The sequence below is a fragment of the Dyadobacter sp. CY347 genome (assembly GCF_021502655.1).
GTDB lineage: Bacteria > Bacteroidota > Bacteroidia > Cytophagales > Spirosomataceae > Dyadobacter.
In genome coordinates this window covers 74,632-94,850 of the sequence record NZ_JAKFFT010000013.1, presented here as the reverse complement: position 1 = coordinate 94,850, position 20,219 = coordinate 74,632, and the positions used below count along the sequence as shown (strand labels likewise).

Annotated in this window: 12 protein-coding genes; 3 read left to right on the top strand and 9 right to left on the bottom strand. The window is 37.9% G+C overall.

All coding sequences use genetic code 11. The annotated features are described in order from the left end of the window. Nucleotides 1-1,113: 1,113 nt before the first annotated feature. The 3 genes from L0659_RS25300 to L0659_RS25290 all read right to left on the bottom strand — a co-directional run bounded on the left by L0659_RS25300 (nt 1,114) and on the right by L0659_RS25290 (nt 3,433). The gene (locus tag L0659_RS25300) at nt 1,114-2,271 is read right to left on the bottom strand and encodes a hypothetical protein (protein WP_235129406.1); all 1,158 of its coding nucleotides are present in this window, start codon (nt 2,269-2,271) and stop codon (nt 1,114-1,116) included. A 67-nt stretch (nt 2,272-2,338) separates the two neighbouring features. Then, complete coding sequence (locus L0659_RS25295) at nt 2,339-2,827, bottom strand: hypothetical protein (RefSeq protein WP_235129405.1); 489 nt, start codon at nt 2,825-2,827, stop codon at nt 2,339-2,341. A 366-nt stretch (nt 2,828-3,193) separates the two neighbouring features. Then, a complete protein-coding gene (locus L0659_RS25290) occupies nt 3,194-3,433 on the bottom strand; it encodes a hypothetical protein (RefSeq protein ID WP_235129404.1) in 240 nt (79 codons plus the stop codon). 310 nt (nt 3,434-3,743) lie between these two features. On the opposite strand from L0659_RS25290, the gene L0659_RS25285 reads away from it, so the two are divergent. The 3 genes from L0659_RS25285 to L0659_RS25275 all read left to right on the top strand — a co-directional run bounded on the left by L0659_RS25285 (nt 3,744) and on the right by L0659_RS25275 (nt 9,005). Further along, on the top strand, nt 3,744-5,663 hold the full coding sequence (locus tag L0659_RS25285) for an SIR2 family protein (protein WP_235129403.1): 1,920 nt from the start codon (nt 3,744-3,746) through the stop codon (nt 5,661-5,663). Nucleotides 5,664-6,210: 547 nt separating this feature from the next. Beyond that, entirely contained in the window at nt 6,211-6,600 is a 390-nt protein-coding gene (locus L0659_RS25280) for a hypothetical protein (protein WP_235129402.1), read from the top strand. Nucleotides 6,601-6,614: 14 nt separating this feature from the next. Then, nucleotides 6,615-9,005: a tetratricopeptide repeat protein gene (locus L0659_RS25275; protein WP_235129401.1), complete on the top strand. Its 2,391-nt coding sequence runs from the start codon at nt 6,615-6,617 to the stop codon at nt 9,003-9,005. A 1,891-nt stretch (nt 9,006-10,896) separates the two neighbouring features. Here the strand turns inward: L0659_RS25275 and L0659_RS25270 are convergent. The 6 genes from L0659_RS25270 to L0659_RS25245 form a co-directional block, all read right to left on the bottom strand. Beyond that, complete coding sequence (locus L0659_RS25270) at nt 10,897-12,192, bottom strand: HlyD family secretion protein (protein ID WP_235129400.1); 1,296 nt, start codon at nt 12,190-12,192, stop codon at nt 10,897-10,899. A 346-nt stretch (nt 12,193-12,538) separates the two neighbouring features. Then, nucleotides 12,539-14,944 carry a peptidase domain-containing ABC transporter gene (locus tag L0659_RS25265; protein ID WP_235129399.1) on the bottom strand — a complete coding sequence of 802 codons (2,406 nt, stop codon included), beginning with the start codon at nt 14,942-14,944 and terminating at the stop codon, nt 12,539-12,541. Then, nucleotides 14,941-15,861: a glycosyltransferase gene (locus L0659_RS25260; RefSeq protein WP_235129398.1), complete on the bottom strand. Its 921-nt coding sequence runs from the start codon at nt 15,859-15,861 to the stop codon at nt 14,941-14,943. Before L0659_RS25260 ends, L0659_RS25265 begins: the two co-directional genes overlap by 4 nt. Nucleotides 15,862-16,017: 156 nt before the next feature. Next, nucleotides 16,018-16,869, bottom strand: a complete 852-nt coding sequence (locus L0659_RS25255) for an FkbM family methyltransferase (protein ID WP_235129397.1) — start codon at nt 16,867-16,869, stop codon at nt 16,018-16,020. 553 nt (nt 16,870-17,422) lie between these two features. After that, complete coding sequence (locus L0659_RS25250; RefSeq protein WP_235129396.1) at nt 17,423-18,112, bottom strand: hypothetical protein; 690 nt, start codon at nt 18,110-18,112, stop codon at nt 17,423-17,425. A 455-nt stretch (nt 18,113-18,567) separates the two neighbouring features. Beyond that, nucleotides 18,568-20,184 (bottom strand): vitamin K epoxide reductase family protein, encoded by a 1,617-nt coding sequence (locus tag L0659_RS25245; protein WP_235129395.1) that lies wholly within the window; start codon nt 20,182-20,184, stop codon nt 18,568-18,570. Nucleotides 20,185-20,219: the final 35 nt, after the last annotated feature.

Genomic DNA, 20,219 nt, shown 5'->3' with positions numbered 1-20,219 from the left:
GTGTATACAATATGATATACAAAATTTATTACATTTTTATTTACAATTTCATTTATAATTTTATATACAATAATATTAATATATTTCCGATAGGGATGTTAGAAAAGTGCAAACATTCCCCTACCGTGATTTTACTCGCAAAAGTGGAAGTATCTCAGAAATTGAAAAAATATGTAGATTAACGGATTATTATGTTAATCAGCTTTACGGGAGCAAGTGAGGTGCTATGAATATTTTCATCGCGGAAAAATCCAAAACCACTTACTCTAATTTGTTAATAACTTCAACTGGTACTTCACCCCTATCTATAAGGTCCTTGAGTAGTTCCTGATATCCTGCAGTGTGTCCCGAGTAATGTCGTAAAGGTGCTCTATCAGAAGATAGGACACTGAGTAAGTCCTTAATTTTATCGATATATCCCAGTTGAATTCTCCAAGCCTCACTTTGGGCGTTAGAAGGTAGTTTCTCGACTCGATCGATTTCTTTGTACAAGTCTCCGACAATTTCGATCCTGCTTTTTCCTTTTAGACTTTTTAAGGTTCTGTCAAAGTTGCATAGCCGATATGCTTCATCTACGTTTATGTTCTTCATTTTAATCATGTTTATTAACTATAGTGATTTAAATAGATAAATGTTCTTTACAATTGAACTTATTTGTACGACACATAAAGCATAAATGATCCACAATAACTACAACATGACTAAGGGCATGCCAAGGACATCCAACGATGGCAAAGCTGTTAGCCGAAAATACAACCTAGTTGCTCTCAATATCGAATGCGCTTTTAAGATGGGGCACAGCCTCAAATTCAGTATGCCAGATTCCTACTACCTTTCGTTCATCACTAGAATAGGCCAGAATATTTACGAAGAGTGCCAGACCTATGCAATATCTTAATATCCTTCCCAGCATAATGAATTGCTAGACTTAGATGATTTTAATTGTCGGTAAGACTAATGTAAGATCGACAAAATACAGCTGAGCGCCAGTATATTTCCATGTTTCAAGTACGCGAAAGCTCTGTAAGCTTGGTAAAATGTGTCATTAAGCACAAACCGCGCCTATTAAACTGTTTACGACCCACCGGCATAATGCTCCGATAACGACTTTTATTAGTCAATCACTTTACGGATTACCCTGTACTCATCGGCAGCCAGCACATCGATCTTGCCATCAGTAGCCATATGGATCTGGTCACGAAACCGTTTCACACGCGAAAGCATCGGCTCAATGATTGTGTTACTGTGACCTACGAAATCATACAAATCTTGCTGGCTTGCAGGAAGCTTGTATCCACGCGAGCTGCTGGCAATCAGCACACCCGCGTCCCGGAGCGGGGCAATCACTTTCGTTTGAAAATAATGAAGCGAAACATTCTTTCCCCTTCTGGCCCTGATATGCTCCATGAGCTCAAAGCTGGTGATATAACGGGTGGGGCTAATATGACGAAAATGAAAAAGCAGGTAGCTCAGGCTGCTTACCTGGTCGATGGCCTGCGGGGCCTTGTCAGCTGATTTACGATGAAGAAAATCATTGGCCAGCTTCACACTAAGCTCGGACAAAAGCGGATCGAAGCTGGGTCCTGGCTGCGGCTGATTAATCAAATTATGCGCAAAGGCATCCGGCCAAAACCTGATGGTTAAGACCTTCCGTTTAAGGATTTCTATGAACTCCCCTCTTTGATCAGTGATTACCGTTTCATCATAGCAGCGCGCGAGCGTCCCTGCAATAAAATGAGCGAGCTGGACAATCGGACTATCGTCAGAGGCCACAAAGCCAAAGGAGGATTCATTGAAAAGGTTGGCAATATGGTTCTGCTGCACATAACTAATAAAACCTTTCATGAAGGTCTCATCCCCGGTGCGGCCAGCGACCATTTCCAAATCTGGAAAGATCCGGAACAACTCCCGGTCAGCCATTCCATGCAGGAACTTGAAAAAGGAGCCTCTGTAGCGGAGCCCCTCCCCTATCAATTGTCGCTTATCGACGATAAGTGAAAACACCTGGAAGGGCAACTCTTCCAGGTCTTCCAGCACTTCTTTCCTTTTAAGATGGTTATTGCCGGTCTTTTCTGAGTCAATTTGTCCACCATCAAAGTGACGCTTGCTAATTGCCCCGAGTACTGCCAAAACCTTTTCGACGTCTGCCTTGCCGATGATCAGGGCAGTCACGATGAAATGGGTTGTTGGCAAGATCCCAGATGGGCCCTTTTTGGAAAAGTCCAGTGCGTTGTTGCCCCACTCACTTAAAAAGGCTGTATGATGATGCATAATGGCTTAGGCCGGAGATCGGCAAAAGTGATTAACGTTTAGTGCTTAACGGCAAGGAAACCTTTGATTACTCTGCGGGCTGATCAGCTGTTTGCTGACTATCCTTTGGCCTGCGTCCCCGCGGTTTGCCGGTATATGGCGCTTTTTCAGGTGCCTGCTCGGGTAAGATCTCTAAGGCGTAACCAACTGAGCCTTCATGCTGAAAGATCGAAGCGGTGAAAACATATTTTTGATTGCTGTAATCAACGCCTCCTTTGCTTAGGATCAATTCCAGTGGCAAAGAGTAGCCACGGCCGGAGCGTGTAATTGAAAAAGCACCATCCTGATCTGTCGGGACCAGGTAAAGGTTTTTGATCTTGCGTTTTCCATCATCAGTTCCTACCAGGAACCTGGTTGTATCGGGTTCAATCCCCAGCTCTTCGATGGCCACTGATGGGAATACAATTTTGCCGGCAGCGGAAATATAGCCTTTGGGAAGTGATTTTGCCGCTGCTTTCTTGTCTGCTTTTTGCTTATTTTCCTGCACGGAAAAGAAGCGGATATTTTTAGCTTTCATTAATGGGTTTGGATTGGTGAATAACGGAATGTGCAATATATAAAGCAGATGCCAAACAAAATATAATTTCGTCAAAGTGGTCCCTGCATAAGCTGTCGGTCCAGCCATCTGTTTAGCAATTACTGATCGGTTTTAGGCAGCGGCTTTGATTGGGCAGGCTGGCCAGATTACCAGCGTTAAGTCAAGGATAGGACAGTCAAATGCAGGCTATTTTGATCACTCGTCAATTGCTTTTGAAGCCTGTAAGCAACTAAATGGAAAAACAGAAATTGAATAATTCACCGAATCTGTCGCGACTTTGAGTTTACAAAGGGTAGGTAATAATACTGAGGATTTCAATTGTCAAGCGATCCTTGACAGTTCACCCTACAGATCTGCAAGCTCCTGCAATAAGCCCACGTGTATAAACAGGGAGGTGCTAGCCATAATTACATCTTCTTCTCCCATCATCAAAGACACACCACGCTCGCCAAAATTAATAAGCAAGGGCTTTTCCATTTTCAAGCCTTCGGTAAGCAAGTCAATCGTAATCGGCGTGGAAAGAGTAGAGTTTTGTTTCTTCAAAACCCCGCTTAGGTATTCATATCGCGCTTCTACTGACTCCAAGGTTACGGGGTCAATCAAGGAGGCCAGGTCCTGGGTTTTATCAAACCAACTTATATCATCGGATTCTTTTTAATCAATTAGGCGTAAGCTACTTAAATCTAGGCACGTACGCCCTTTCAGTTCCTAATATTTATAAAATTACATGATCATTTGCCATTAATAACGTGCTAGGAAGAAAAAGATAAGGGTTGCGTTGAAGCTGGCCAGAATCGTCAGCATATAACTTACAACTCAACAACAAAAATATAGACATAATATTACTATTTTTAGATTTAATTTCGACATCATAAGACGATAAAAAACACCACGAATGTCAAAAGAAGCCTTATTTGAGTTAATACGAACAGATGACGTAGTGCTTTGGGCTGGATCAGGATTATCCAAATATGCTGGTTATCCAACGGGAAATGAACTACGCGACACAATATTCAAGCAAATAAAAGAACCAGCTCTACAAGGAGTAAGCAAACAGTTAAGTCTTGATTTGATTGCACAAGCACTCCAGGACGAAAACCAATCAAAATCGAAGTTAAATAACTTTCTTATATCAACATTCAATAGAGAATCAAGACATAACAAAACACACAAAAAAATAGCGAAAATACCGCATTTTAAGACAATAATAACGACAAACTACGACAAGCTATTTGAACAGTGTTACGGCTCCAATATACGTGTCGCAATTGAAGAACAAGACCTTACATATCTCGATCGAACAAAAGTCGAACTATTTAAAATTCACGGTTGTGTTTCTCGACCTGGAACATTTGTTATTACCAAGGATGACTATCTTGCCTTTTTTAAAGCAAATAAGGAGCTTACCCCATATTGGACAGTCGTAAAAGACCGAATAATTAGAAAGCCGATTGCATTCATTGGGTATGGACTAAGTGACGACAACGTAAATGTAACAATAGAAAAACTTACAGAAATATTAGGTGACCATAGACGAGAATGCTATTTTATATCTCCCAATGCTAGCGAGCAGTTGGTGAGAAAATTAAATATTAAGAAAATTAACTACATAAACTTAACAGGTGAAAAGTTTATAAATGAATTGATTCAGAATATAAAAGATAATATTCACCTAGACTTCCAAGAACGAAAGGTAAGCAGAGAAATATGCGAACAGTTCATATCTAACTACGGGGTCTCGATTGAAACGAAAAGAACAAATAAAGGAACACAATCATATTTTGTTCCGTCAAAAACAAAGTCAATGTTTAACTTTCGGTTTTCAACCAATCTCGAAACTGGAAAAACAATTGATGACTACCTCAAATCCGGAAAAATAGAGAGCCTACTTCTTCCTGGCAATCAGGTCAAAGATTTTGAAGGCACATTAAATGGAATAAGAATTTTCGAAACACTACAAAGTTTTCTGATAAGCCCATCACCAATGAAGACAATAAAGGGTGATATAAGGTTTGAAAACGGAATAGAAATAGAAAACGTATTGATTGAAATCTACAAGTCGGATTCATCAATATCTTCGAAAATAAGCAAGAATGGCATAGTGATCACATTAACGGCTAAATTAGAAGACATAGTAGAAGCTAAAGGAAAAATACATTTTCACACCGATGTGGTACATAAAGAAAGGTGCGGCACGGTCAATGAAGAAATTGAAATTCATTCATTACTCACAAGCTTCGGAGGCCAGGAATCATTTGAAATCTTTGAAGGAGGTAAACCAATATTTAGAGGTCAACTCAATGGTAGCCATCCGAACTTTGAGCATTGGTTAGCAATACTAAATCACTTTAAATCACTTAAAGTGATAGAAAAACACTATAAAAAATCATTTTCAAATATAGAATATGAGATAGATGAAGTTGGTGCCAGATGTGCCGAACTAATACAAAAGTTCGTATGTGATTCATATATTGAAAGTAAATGGGAGGACGCAATATCAATAAAGTTAACACAAAATTCTACCGAGGAACTAAAAACGCTAAACGATATAAATCCGCACCAATCAATATATATATTTGACACACGACTTCATAAACTGTATCTCCACGGTCAAGAAATTGAAAGTGGATATATTACATATGTTGTAAATGCCCCGAAATTCTTAACACATGATATCTACCTTGACAGCAATGGCCATAAATGCTGCAAGCTTATCAGTGAAACAAACACCCGCCTCACTGTTCTGTCAAAAGAATTCAAAGGACCACCCCAAGAAGACGATGATAACATCTATGTTACCTTATTAAACGGTTAGTTGTATTAGAAACATCAAGGCTCATTGGGAAATGAGCCTCATATACAAGTACAACGGTCCTCTTATGGAGCTCGCAGATGGCAGTAAGCCAATGAAATAAAGGCTTCAAAGGTTATCTACATCGAAAAAGGTGACGAAAACTTTAACGAGTCAGAATCAGATCGTTATGCCGCTTCCATAGATACGTACTTGAAAAATTTCTTTTTAAGATATAAATAGTACAGTATAATTTAGTATGTCAGCCTGCCATGGCATTTTAAGAACGTCCGTTTGTAAAATGCCATAACACTCCTATAAGTGAGTTATTAGCATTGTTCTGCAAAGCGTTCTATCGCCTGACTAATAGCAACGACTAATGAAGGATTGAATTTTATTTGGAATTACTATCTGAGCGTCAATAAGTTAATGTGATAAGGAACTGATAATTTAGTTCGAAGCCAGACTGGAAACAGATAATTGTTATTTGAAAAGTCTATGTTCAAATTTGTTCTTCTAAACGGGATAAAGCTTCTAAAGGTATTATCTTAGATCACACTAAAAATATATTATGGAACCTATAACAACTACTGCTGCTATCTCGGCCATTGTTACCTACTTGGCGAAGAAGCTGAAGGATAACGACTCTGTCCAAAGTTTTTTTGAAGATTTTACAACTGCTACAGTCAACTGGATTAAACCCATTTTTATCCAAGATGATGGTACTCCCAAAGATGTTTTGAAAGACTTACAAAAAAAACCGGACAGTATAGTAAAACAGGATTTCGCTAAAAGCGCGATTGCTAGTGCGTTAGAAGATAATGTGAATGCAGATGCATTGTTGCAGGAATTAATCAATCAGCTTCAAAAGAACGATCCCAAAGCGCAATATGGCAATATCATCACACAGCACCATTCAGGCAGTGGTGATAATGTAGGAGGCGATAAAACAGTAAATTAAAATAAGTAAATCGAATGAGTGCAATTCAGCAAGATCATAGTGGCTCTGGGGACAATGTGGGTGGGGATAAACACGTGCACAACTACCATTTCGGATCGGAAGCTCCGGCACATTTATCAGGCGTAACTTTCCTAAGCTCAGTGCCAATACTTTTAGAAAACGTTGTCATTGGTCGGGAATCAGAAAGTGCCTTTCTTGCTTCGTCAATAGAGTCTGAGAATGCAAGAGTATGTATTACTGGGATAAGAGGAATTGGAAAGACAAGCGTTATTAGACATGTCGTAAATTCTCATTTATCAGATTTTAAATATGTTGCCTGGCTTAATTTTGGTAATGATAACATAAAGGCCGAACAGATTATTGCTAGTCAAATACGTATACCTGCTTCCGACTCATATTTGCTTAAATTGAACAGGGTACCAACTCTCAACGAAATAACGACTTACTTTGTTGGTTTGACTGGAGAGAAAATCCTTGTCATTGAAAATATTACTTCATTCCACATAGCGGATATTAGCAGGTTTGCAGCCAGACTTGTAGGGTGGAAAATTATCGTATCCTCTCATGTTTCGATAAATGGCCTGAATGGGTTTATTGCTAAAAGAATCGCTGCCTTATCTGTTAGCCATAGTCAAGAGCTGTTTCTGAAGCACTACAGCTATCATGATACCAACTTAATTAATCGGTTAATAAAGAAGGTTGGCTATCATACATTGACTATTGAAATTATCGCCAAGACCTGTAAATACTGGCAGAAAGACTATCCAATTGAAGAGTTGTTGCAAAAAATTGAAAATTCAGGCCTTCAAGAACTTGAGGACTTTACGGGAGATGATATTAATGTGGATCATTCGGTTGAAGAAGTTGAAGGATTAATTCCCTACTATGATTTGCTGTTTGATTTTAAGAATTTAGAAACCAAGATTGAAAAAGAGTTACTTATAAATTTAGCTGTTTTACTTCCAAATAGTTGGACTGAGGATATAATTAAAGATACCATAGGTATTTCCTCAGATCGTGAGGATATTAAAAAACTCAAAACGACGATTAAAAAATTCAACAATATGGGCCTTATCTATCTCGAAGATGGGCATATAGAGATGCATCAAACAGTTCAATACTTTGTTCGTTACAAATTTAAACCTACTTCTGACGATTGCAGACATCTTATTCAATTGTTACAAGACCTAGTCGTTTCCAATAATAAATTTAAGCCAGTAGAAAATCTTGCTATTCTTCCACATGCTGAAAATATTATAACCATTCTTAATGAAGACAATAGTCCTGCGTTAGCATCCTTAGAACTCGCAGTAGCCATGTCATTCAGAATTATTTCTCTTTACGATAGAGCTTTAGCTCACATTGAACATATAACTGATCGCAATAAGGATCTTCTCAACTCTTCTATCAACCCTCATTTTGTATGGGAATTCAATATGCAAAAGGGCCATATATATAAGCATGGATTCTTTAAAGATTGGTTCAAGGTAGGATTGGAATGTTTTACGAAGGCACAAACTCTTAGTACTCGGATTTTTGGCAAAAAAAGTGAGCAATTAGCAAATTGTTATGGTGAAACCGCAATTTTATACATAAAAAAGAAAGATGTTATCAATGCGAAAAAATATTTAGATAAAGCATACCTAATACATAAGAAGCAAGAAGAAAATTATGGAATAAATATTGCCATGTATTATTCGCATTTAGGTGACATAGAAAGAATTAATAAACGTCCCAACAACGCGATTTTGCAGTTTAAAAAAGCCGAAAGTGTTTTTTCAAAATACCCACCTCAAGCAGACAGTACAAGCGATAGAAGATTCGTTGCCCTAGTCAACTATAAACTTGCCCAAGCGATGATCATTCGGGGTACTGATGTTGATTTTGAATTAGCTAAGAGCCATTTGGAATTTGCTAAGAATGAATACCTAAGTTTGTTTGGAGATATCCATGAAAATCTGATTGAAGTCGAACGCCTTTTTGGTGAGCTGGCGATTCACTATGGAGATTTCATTAACGCATTGAAATGTATAGATAAGCAAACATTCATAAGTAATTCGTTACAACAGGATTTTAATCAGCATGAGGAATCATTTCGTTGGCAGTTAGATAGGTTGTATTTGAATCCAGCTGTTGAAGATTATCTGTTGGCAATTGAGCCCCATAAAATAGAAAACATGAAGTGGCATTATAGACAATTAGGTACCATTTATGTTGCACGCCTTCATCATATTTCCTATGAAAGTCCTTCTGAACTATCGCGTTGGATGCATGAAACTAACACAAGTCGGTCTGATTACTTAGCTTTCATGAAATCGATGGTATCCAAAGCCAAACACTATTTTACACTTTCCGAGGATTTTGATGATATTGAAAGACTTAATTTCCATTTTCCTGATCTATAAATGGCCGTAGATATAATTATTGCTTATTATTATATGTGCATCAGATCTAACTTTCGATCTATTTAAGATTAGCCCCCAGTCTTTGTGGGATCTACCTGGGGGAAAAAACATTTTTACCTTATGAGAGACTTTATAAGAAAACAACGCTTAGGGCGAGTAATTGACTTTACTCCTGCAATATATAATTGCCTCAAGACCTCTATGACTTTTATACAGCAAAGGACGGAACTCAAATAATGCCTTATTACGTGGGTGACGGTGTTAATACCCAGTTTTATGCATCCAGGCTTATGACCCAGGACAAGCTTCTACTAGAACTTAAAAAAATTTATAAAACTGGCGTATGGTACCGAGGACGAGTATTTCACGGCTGTTAATAAACTTGTGCTACATAATCCCGTTCATGAATCCAAAGATGCGCCATTGTACGATGATGCGAGCATATTGTGGCGGAAAGGGGACGAGAACTAATTGTGTTGATAGCGGATATGATAGCAGAACAGACGGAAAGAGATAAGTTAGGTGAAGATCAATCGCAAGCTCTAAGATATGCTGGATTCGTTGTGGTTTTCTCAATTAGTTTACTAAAAATTTGGCTTTCTCCCGCTGAAATATTCTCAACTGTTTTCAACCCAGAGTCCCTATTGGCTGCTAGGGTCCGTTTGAGTTTCACAGTGGCTTCTGCATCGATGATTATTCTTGCATCTAAGAAGTGAAAAGAGTTTGTCGGAGTTAGCTCGATTCCATTCCTGACAGCAATTTTGCCTTTCTTAAAGAATGAAAAGAAACAGGAAATGGACATTTTTTCCGGCAAAAAAATTGTTACTGATACTGTCAAAAAAGCAAATAAGCCTTTGCTTTGCTAAGGAAAGACACTAAATAGCTAGGCAAAAGATAAAACTGACGCCACAAACTCGATTGGATCGCATTTTAGATTATTTCAATCAAACCCACCGCATCACCAACTTAATCTATTGCGATGATCTCCTTCGTCAAAATAATAGAATAGTACAGTTTAACGTGCCATTTGGCAATTTACAGTAATTTGTTTTGGTGTACTACTAATCTGTAATTTTAAAGTTGCAAAAGCGGCTCCGTTGGGAACTAAATGGAATAAAAATCAAATGGGACTAAGAGTACAGAAAAACCACTGTTTTCGCGTACGCTGTGAGCGACAACTGAGAGAAAAAGCGTTTGACCCTATGACACTGCAAGCCTGCAAAAATTTGAGGGAGGGTATCCTTTTAAGAGTTGAAAAGTTTTTTCATATGAACGTGTCTATCTAAGTGCCTTCGTAAAGCAATAACCTTACATGTAGTATAAACGACAACCAAAACTTATCGTGTTGTTATTATCGAAACGCTTGCGCATCTTCGTTCAGAATCTGATGGAATCACACCAGGTTGAAAGGTTTCTGTTCATTGTAATCCTGATGATGCATGGTTGTTGTAGATCCTGTACGTACGCAGGGCCTTTTAACTGTGTTACTAGTGACAAGCACCAATAAGCTACCAAATTTACATTGACTTTAAAGGCTTGAAGAAGTCGGCGAATCTATTGCTATATCCCTTTATCTGAATTGATCTGTATTCTTCCTTTGACTAAGTGTCAAAAAAGACGAAGATTTCAGCAATTCAAACGTCTCTGAAATTTCCTTTGCACTCCTTCCGGATGCCAACAATATCGTTGCTTCCTGTATAAAATCAGCATCATAACTCTTTTGGGTCTTGATACCTTTTTGAACTCCCATTCTGCATCATGTTGTGCAAAAATGTGTGCCGTTTTGGAGCCACCTCATGATATTATCCCGGAAGCGTGTAAGTCTCCCTCAGTTCTTGTTGCACTCCATGGACATGCTCATTTACTCAGATGTGTTAGGCAAAATATTTTTCTACTTGCCTCCATTCTTAAACGTAGACAACAATCTTTCGGCCAATCTTCTGTCAGCTGTAATTATTTCAGCTTGTCCCTTTAATCCATTTCTGTATGGTAAAAATCGCCCGTATCTGGTCTTTAATTTGTTCGGCAGGTCTATGTATCCCCAATAAGTGCTATCCTTCCCCGGTGTTACTGACAACCGAGATAATTCCCCTTCAACCATGCCATATTCCCGATATGGAAACCCATCGAGTTTGATTAGAACCGTTTGCCCTTCTTTCAATTTTCCCATATTCATCTGAGGTATTTTTATTAATCCCTGAAACGAGCTACTTGCCGGTTCAACCGTCATAAGTTCCTGCCCAGCTGTTAAATGTTGCTGTTCTTGCCAGGGAGCCGAAAAAGAAATTTTACCTGCAACAGGTGCGGTGATAATATATCGTTGCTTCCAGTTATCTATACTGCTTTTTAGGGTTTGAAGTGATTGTAAAAAGCCAGTTTTATGTTCCTGAATAGTATTTTCGAGTTCCAACATTTCCTTTTGTTTGGCTGTTTGTGCAGACCTGTTTTGAACAATAGAGGAAGCGAGGTTTTTAACCGGCATTTCCCGAGAAAGCAGTTTGGCTTTTTCACGTTTATATTCCATTGGCGAAATTACTTTGCCTTCATGTAACTTTTCCTGAACCTGAAACTCATCCTTTGCTAATTCATAGTCTTTATCTTGCAATACCAGTTGCTCGTAAATAATCTTGCCCATAGCAATCAGATCGTTTTGATCATCAATTAGAAGTTTTTGTTTCTGTAAATAAAATCCCCCAGCCAGAAATGACTTTAATTCTGTAAGCTTTTGGTTGAAGGTTTGAAAATCATTCTGTACTTCGCCAATTCTTGTATATGGCGTTATCGAAAAGTTTTGAATTGACGACCAGCGCCGATTGGGAATCGTTTTTTCAATTTTCTCCATTTCATCAGCCAATCGCAAAATTTGTTCATGCTCTGCTGTGCTTTCTGAATAAGCAATTGCTTGACCCTTTGAAACTTGCGCTCCGTCCTTTACAAGAAGTCTTGTTAATTTCCCCTCCGTTCTAACGACAATCGTACGTGGCGCATCTGTGGATGTCAGTGTAAAGGGCGCCATAACAACGTCCGGATAGCGTATCCACCAGCTTCCGAATGCAAGCATTACCAACAATACGAAAAATAATGTAATTCCCCAGTTAACCAACCAATTCGGCGGACGACTGATGATTTCATGCACTTCTTCGGAATGGACTTCGGGAAATACACGTGACAATGAGCGCTTGGACATACTATTTAATTGAAGCCCTTGGATAAATCATCAACTTTACGCAAAGAAATACCTTTATTTTCCAATCCTCAGTATTGTGTAGTTTATATAGAGAATTGAAGTGAAATGGGTTTAGCTCTTACAATTATCATTTGGTAAAAAGTGGCATTATTCATCTTATTTTTTAGCTTTTGGTTAAGATCATTGTCATAGTGATCGATGGAATTCATAATGTGATGGCATACAGCCACCCTTAACCGATTTCATTTCTAATCTTGTTAAATCGAACTCTCTAAAACTTGAAATACTCACCTTCATGTTGAATTATTTTTAAATTTAAAATATTGCATCGATACAAAGCAAATTATCAAACCGCTAGTTCAAGCTGATTACTGACCAACTCAAAATATTTTCCCTTCGAGTTTACCAACTCGGCATGCGTTCCAATCTCCACAATTTCACCCTTTTCCATGACTACAATCTGATCGGCGTGCTTTACTGTACTTAAACGATGCGCTACAACAACGACGGTACGACCTTTGAAAAATTCTTCAAGATTGCTGATAATAACAGCTTCATTGTTGGCGTCGAGTGCATTAGTTGCTTCGTCAAAAAGAAGTAACTGAGGATTTTTGTATACCGAACGGGCTATCAGTATCCGTTGTTTTTGTCCCTGACTGATACCATTACCTTCGGCGCCTATTTTAGTATAATAACCTAACGGAAGTGATTCTATAAATTCATGGATATTGGCCACATGTGCTGCCTGGTACAATCTGTCCTGGTCAATGACTTCGTCACTCACTGCGATATTGCGGGCAATCGTATCAGAAAAAATAAACCCTTCCTGCATCACTACCCCGCATTGTTTCCTCCAGGCTTTGTGCGAAATATATTTTATGTCAAGTGCACTCCTATTTAACGGTTGAAGCAATATGTCTTTGACACCCTTTAATTCGAAATCCAGTTTTGCGGTCTGACCCTTTTGCAGAGATATATACCCATTTTGAGGTTCATAAAACCGAAGCAATAATTTTAATAACGTTGTTTTACCACTGCCGCTGGTTCCCACAATTGCAGTAGTTTTTCCGTATGGAATGGTGAGACTAATATTTTTCAAAACCGGTTCATTTCCCGCACCCGGGTAAGTATACGTAATATTATCTAAGATAATACTTTGGTCTTGGTCCCAGCTTTTTCTTTTTGATTCATCCCTTGGTTCCTCGTCTGCGAGGCTATGTACTTCATTCAATCTTTCCAAACTAATTTGCGCATCCTGCCAGGATTGTAGAAATCCGATCATCTGCTCAACAGGAGCGTTGATCTGACCCAAAATATACTGGACGGACATCATTCCTCCTAATGTCAACTGGCCATCTACTACGGCTTTTGCCGCTAAAAAGGTGATGAAAATATTTTTACTCTGATTAATTAAAAGTGCCCCTGCCTGCTGGAATTGAGATAAAGATAAACTTTTTACATTCCATTTAAAAAGCTTGGCTTGTGTTCTTTCCCATTCCCATCGCTTGGATGTTTCTGCACCTGATAGTTTAATATCTTGCATTCCCTGAATAAGCTGCACGATCTGGCTTTGGTTGCGTGACGAAACATCAAAACGCTTTGTATCCATCTTCCGGCGTTGTCTAAGGAATAATATGACCCAGACTGCATACAAAACGGAAGCGCCAACTGCTACTAAAAAAATAGACAAATGGTAATAAGCTAGCACAAAACCGAAAACAACCAGATTGAAGAGAGAAAACAAAACACTCAATGTTTGTCCTGTAAGAAAGGACTCAATCCGGTGATGATCACCAATCCGCTGCATGATGTCACCGAATTGCTTTACATCAAAGAAGGAAAGGGGCAGCCTCATCAGTTTAGCAAGAAACTCAGATAGAATCGTGAGGTTAAGTCGTGTGCTAATGTGCAGCAAAATCCAACTGCGCAAAAAATCGACCGCTGCTGTGCTGCAAAGCAAAACCATTTGTGCAGTAAGAATTAGATAAATAAAGGGTATATTTTGTGTACTAATTCCCACATCCACAACCGATTGCGTGAGAAATGGCATTAGCAACGATAATCCGCTGCCAACAAGCATTCCCAGCGCCAACTGAACAACCAGTTTTTTGTATCCCCACAGATAGCCTAATAACTGACTTAACTGCAAACCATTTACTTTTTCTCCTTCTTCCTCGTAAAAGCGCGCAGTGGGCTCTAATAACAAGGCCAATCCTTCTTTTTTACCGTCTATATTCCCGGAAAGCCAATGTTTTTCAAATTCGTAAGCCGTATAGGTAATAAGACCCATGGCTGGATCCGCAATGTGAAAAATAAACTGCTTTGTACTCGATTTATTTTCTACAGTTGGGGCGTCTTTCTGGTGGCCTACAGAATCCAGATAAAAAGATTCCAAATCAGCAACCGGTTTTCGCCCTCCCCAAATTGCGGACAGGAAGCGCCGGCTAACCGCAGATTTCTGTCCGCTGACAGCTACTAAAACCACAAAATGATTTTGTCCCCAATGCAACACGCAGGGAAGAGGCGCTTCGACAAACAATTTTTCCAGAGTTACTTTTACACCAATGGAACGAAATCCTATAACTTCGGCCGCTTCTGCAATACCCAGCATTGACACTCCTTCACGGCTAATATTTGCTTTTTCCCTTAAAGTTTGGGCGGTGTAATGCTTTCCATAGTGTTTGGCAATCATGCGCAGACACGTTGGCCCGCAGTCCATTTGGTCGAGTTGGTTGTAGTACGGAAAGTTCATACGTCAGATGCGTTGTACAAACTTTCAGGTTCAGTATTCTTCAACCAAAGTTGAGGTTGCCAACCGTGATCGTCTATTAAATACCTTAACACCTGTTCTCGTTTTTTTAAAAAATCATATTTTATCCAGGAAGCATCTCTATCCCGACCATACATGATTTTTAAATTACCCGTTGATTCAATATCGGTCTGTTTCGGTACAATTGTTTTTATACCCATCTTCAAATTTAGCACTGCAGACAAATGCATATCCTCAGCTGTATCCAAAGTAAAAGGGGGAATCTGCCATAAATGTTGAACCCAGTGCTTCTGAAAAAACCAACTGTTACATCCAAAATCTACTATGGTATTTTCTGGACAGAAATTCCATGAATAGCGAGGACTTACATCACCATAAAAAAATCTGCTAGTGTTTGTTGGTTGTTCTGGAAAATAATCTCCGTTGGGAATTATTCGTCCTGCACTGGCTATAATTGCATTTTGTTCAACACACATTTTTTTGCTCATATCAAGCCAATTAACTGATGGTATAACATCGTCGTCCAACACCCAAACAAACTTTGACGTAACATATTGCGCTAACGAAAACCGTCCAAAATATTTTAGATTCACAGCTGAATGAATTAAAGAAACTTCTGGATATAGTTTCAAAATGCCTTTAATATTAATATGATCGGCACAATGATAAACCCAAACTTGGCAAGGTTTTTGCATTTGATTTGATAGTGCATTTAGTTGCTCGGCTAGATGGCCTCTCTTCCATACCGTGAGAATCACGGTCGTATCCGAATTTTCATCCAACAATTGATTAACAGGTCTTTTCTTGAAATATTTACCGCTTAAAACCCTGTCAATAACTTTCTTTCCGCCATTAAGACAGGCTAAAAAGAAATATTTTGTTCCAAAATTCAAAGACATATGCTAATATTAACCAAATTTCAGCAAAAAGTTATTTGTAGTAATGAGAGCCTTTCAAGATGTAAGCACGTACACTAACTATGATAAATGAGTTTGACTCCCCTTGCATTAGATGATTAGATCTGACTTACTACGCAGTACAGTAGTTTCATAATACTATGGCGACATAAATGAATTACAGAAGTCTGCGGCCAATTCTTTGTTATGAGGGTTGTTAGGATAATCTAGATCCGCAATTGGATACCTTTCAACATCAGTGGAATAATCTTCTGGCAATATATCATTTCTTCTTACTAACAACATTTCCAGTACATCTGGTAATACCATGTCCTCCTGATTATTACTCATAAAATTGTACAAAACAAAAGTGCCTCCATAATTATTGCCGTGAATATGTACGACTTCAAAATCTTGCTTCAGTCTATTTAATATCTGTCCCAGGTCGCGAAGTCTATTTTTTAGATTATGCCATTCAATTATAATTTGTGTAACATTTTGCAAATGGATGTACGTAGAATCATCTAAAAAGATGTCATATTCAGCATTCTCTATATCCATTTTTAAAAGTAGTCGCTTATTTGTAAGGCCATACTTCTCTATATGACATCCCAATGTATTGTACTTAGTTTCTCCTTTCGTACTTATTCCCTCGTTGACAAAATGGACACCTTTGGAATTGAGCTTTTCTAACTTTAACTTCCAATCCTTTGCCCAATAAAAATATTCTGTAGCTCTTCTTAGCTGGAATTGGAAGATTAGCTGAAAGAGAGCCGATCTATCGATAATTTGTTCGCCCTTTAACATAGTTGGATCAAACATAAAAACTTCCTTTCCCGTCTGCTCATTAAATTTTTCCTCAAAGTCAGTGTCCCATCCAACTCCGTATGCAAGAAGAACATCAACGCTATCCAGGTTTTTCCCATATACTACATATCCACCATCATGCTTTTTGCCGATTCTAATCTTGCCCTTTATTGAAATAGGCCTCAGGAACTCTATCTTATTCATATTTGTGTTAGCCTAACATTTTATAAATTAAAGCATAATAAAGTTGTCGACGATTAAATTCATTTTTCAACTTATAATCTAAGCTACTCAATTTTGTCGGCTTATTCGCCAGCATCGTAAATATCATGAAATTTCATTGCTTTCGACCCTATCAACCTTTGAATGGAGTAATTTACCAGATTATCGAATCTCATGTATTGCAGAATACCTATAAATTCTTATCATTTTAAAAGGCAATTTGTACGGCAACTGGTTACCCGGTAATTGTGCTTACAATTCATAAGTCTTTCATTTTACTATTTTTTGCAGTTTATACTGTCATCAATAGATGAATAGATAAAGATAATCTCATTAGTGTTGAAACTATTTTTAAGCATTCGATTATATAGACACATAAAATACAAAAAAGCAACAAAACCACTCTTGACAACGAGTGCCATCCCTTAATCTGTTAGCCAGAAAATGAATTCAAGAGACCTTAACGTTAAGTTAACAATTGATTTAGAGTTTGTTCACATGATCTACTTTATTTATTAGCAGTGAATCTTACACCCTAATATTGCTGGTAGATTTTTGCCCTGCTGTGTTTTTTTAGTCTTTCCGAAAGAAACTCAAAGAGTTCAATATCTTTCGTCTCCAAACTCACTTCACTACCACTGTATGTGAGGTAGTAAAGACTTACAAACGAATCTGGGTTACGCTTGATATAGGTTTTTGTGAATTCATTAAATAATTTCTTGTTTTCCGTTTCGAGCGTATTTCGTTCTATAATTAAGGTTTTGCAAGAGTTGTCTTTGCTAAACTGATTTTGTTTTTGGCACTGTGAAAGCAGACTATCTAGCTTTATTATCGGAACGATGTACAAATTATATTTTTGCTTTTCTATTTTGTTCAATTCATTAGTTTCGGGTGAATTGAATACTAATGATTCATAAATATTCTCACAATTTAGATCAATTGTTATATCATCATCCCAAATAAACAATAACGCTCCTTTTGATTTACCATCTCTGAGCAGGTAAGTGTTCATTTCTGTATCACTTCTTCGAAAAGTAATTACACCGTTAATACTTTTTTGTTTGTCAATTAGCTCTTCACTAAATGGACTATTGTACTTGTAAAGAAATAATACTTTCTCTTTACAGCTAGAATCCTGGAATGTGCCAACAATAGTGTTTCCCTGGGATCTACAAACGAGAGTAGCAAAGAGAAGAAAAATTACTAAGCTGTTTTGCACTTTCATATCATATATAATTAAAAATGTTTTTCTGGAACCCAAGTTATTCAAGTTTCAGAAATGATCTACCTTCGAATCGCTAATACATAAAAAGTGAAATATGTATATACACATATCTAATTTTTATTTATTATTTGATAGAAAGTAAATATGCTATTTACTTTCTATCAAATAATTTAGCTACGCACTTAGGCCTATTTAACAATAACTTCCAGTCCCGTTACAGGAAACTCCAGATCCTCCGCAATATAATGAGATGTAGAATTTAAGGTCTGATTTAGTCCAGTAGTGTCCTGTGAAGCCTTTTCCAGAACCTCCATGGCAATGACAAGTTGCCGAAACACCGCATCCACCTCTTACATCTTTCATCTCTGCTCTACTTAGAACAAAGGCACTAAAACTAGACATTGACATAATTTAATTGTTTAAAAGTGAATAATATATTTGACTTTCGAAAATCCTCAATCAGTTATATGGCTGTGATGATACCTGTTGACTGCCGACAGAATTACTTTTAAATCTCTTATTCTAAAAGCTATCGGTAACTTAACTCCATTAATATAGATTGTCGGAGTTTCGGAAACTGCGGCTATTTCACACCATCTTGCATGCAGGCGAAGCTGTTCATCTATTTGTATTTTGCTGTCATGAGAAGTGATCCACGTATCTGAATTTTGCTGTATATCATGATACCAGCTATCCATTAGCACTTTCTTATTCTTTATTGTAGGATTCAAAAAAGTTGATGAAATCTCCAAAGCTTTTTGAGGCCCAGTAAACACAAATTGGCATCTTATGTTTGTATTATATTCCAAAAACTGATTAATCTCATTATGCGTTTGGGAACAGGGACTACATAGCGGATTAGTTACCACAGTAACTATATCTGGCGCATCTAAATTTCCAATTGCCACTGTTTGCATATCCTTAAAGATTGGCGGCATTTTGGGTTGGTCACTGAATGCAGCCTTGATATAATGTTCGTTAAACTTCACTTTCTGTAACTCTCTCCCGACATCAAATAATTGTCCAGATTCTATTAGAGGTTTTTTGACAGCAGTCCAGATTAGCACGGGCATGAGGAATGCAAGAGATAAAATAGTAAATGTTCTTAAATCCCATACCGATTCGTACTCGCGAAAATAGATCAAAACAATTGCTGATTCCGCCCAAAGTATTACTTGAATTAATATACAAAGTACACACCATTTCTTCGCTACAAAACCCTGATACCAAACTGAATAAATGGTATAAGGTAAGGCGACTAAGCTTAATGAAGCCAAAAATTTAATAACTGAATAATTTGCCCACATTAGCGCGAAAAACATGGCTGCCAACCCTCCAACAAAGTACAAAAACCCAACTTCGGACCATGATAGCCATGAGGTTATTTTTGAAGCTTTTGATTGGAGTATCCCATTACAATTACTATTGTTGCTTAAATGGCAGATTTTTTGAAGAAAGGGATTGTCCCCGTCAAGGCTTTGCCATAATAGTAAACCGCCAACTACTATGCCTGCCAACTTAAGTCCCAAAAAGATCTCAAAAAAATGCCCAAACGATAGTAGTTGATTCCAGTTCAAACAAACAATGCTAGTCAAACAAATCACCGTTCCTAAAATCAAAAATGGGATTCTAAGCTTGTTTACAAATTGCTCTCGGCTCTTTTCTGAATATTTAATTTCACCAGACTTTTCGCTTGGTTCTAAAAGCACTGTGATGCCATTCCATTTTTGTTCAAAATCAAACATCGGTTCTTTTTGCCACCCTCTTTGGGTATCAAGCCATTCCACAGAATGTTCTGTAACCGTTTTTAATGGTGCCAGCATTCCACCATTCAGGTTTAAGTACACAAGGGATGGAAGGGGAATATCCTGTAATTGAACAGAGTTGAGACGAGTGGCCATATTAGGCACCTGCCATTCGGTTAAAGCATCACTTATAGATGCTACACTTGGGAATTCAGGGTGCATTATCAAGTCTTCCTTTATGCCCCTTGATGTTACCTTCACTTTTGTTTGCCACAAAAGGTATTCCACAGATTCCAATGCGTTTTTTTCAGTTGCATTTAATTTCATATATCAAGAATTAGCGTGATGCTCTAATCAGTAAT

What these genes read in the sequence shown, in the direction of transcription:
- L0659_RS25300 (WP_235129406.1), bottom strand. Translation starts at nt 2,271, where the DNA reads ATGCATCATCATACAGCCTTTTTAAGTGAGTGGGGCAACAACGCACTG.
- L0659_RS25295 (WP_235129405.1), bottom strand. Translation starts at nt 2,827, where the DNA reads ATGAAAGCTAAAAATATCCGCTTCTTTTCCGTGCAGGAAAATAAGCAA.
- L0659_RS25285 (WP_235129403.1), top strand. Translation starts at nt 3,744, where the DNA reads ATGTCAAAAGAAGCCTTATTTGAGTTAATACGAACAGATGACGTAGTG.
- L0659_RS25280 (WP_235129402.1), top strand. Translation starts at nt 6,211, where the DNA reads ATGGAACCTATAACAACTACTGCTGCTATCTCGGCCATTGTTACCTAC.
- L0659_RS25275 (WP_235129401.1), top strand. Translation starts at nt 6,615, where the DNA reads ATGAGTGCAATTCAGCAAGATCATAGTGGCTCTGGGGACAATGTGGGT.
- L0659_RS25270 (WP_235129400.1), bottom strand. Translation starts at nt 12,192, where the DNA reads ATGTCCAAGCGCTCATTGTCACGTGTATTTCCCGAAGTCCATTCCGAA.
- L0659_RS25265 (WP_235129399.1), bottom strand. Translation starts at nt 14,944, where the DNA reads ATGAACTTTCCGTACTACAACCAACTCGACCAAATGGACTGCGGGCCA.
- L0659_RS25260 (WP_235129398.1), bottom strand. Translation starts at nt 15,861, where the DNA reads ATGTCTTTGAATTTTGGAACAAAATATTTCTTTTTAGCCTGTCTTAAT.
- L0659_RS25255 (WP_235129397.1), bottom strand. Translation starts at nt 16,869, where the DNA reads ATGAATAAGATAGAGTTCCTGAGGCCTATTTCAATAAAGGGCAAGATT.
- L0659_RS25250 (WP_235129396.1), bottom strand. Translation starts at nt 18,112, where the DNA reads ATGAAAGTGCAAAACAGCTTAGTAATTTTTCTTCTCTTTGCTACTCTC.
- L0659_RS25245 (WP_235129395.1), bottom strand. Translation starts at nt 20,184, where the DNA reads ATGAAATTAAATGCAACTGAAAAAAACGCATTGGAATCTGTGGAATAC.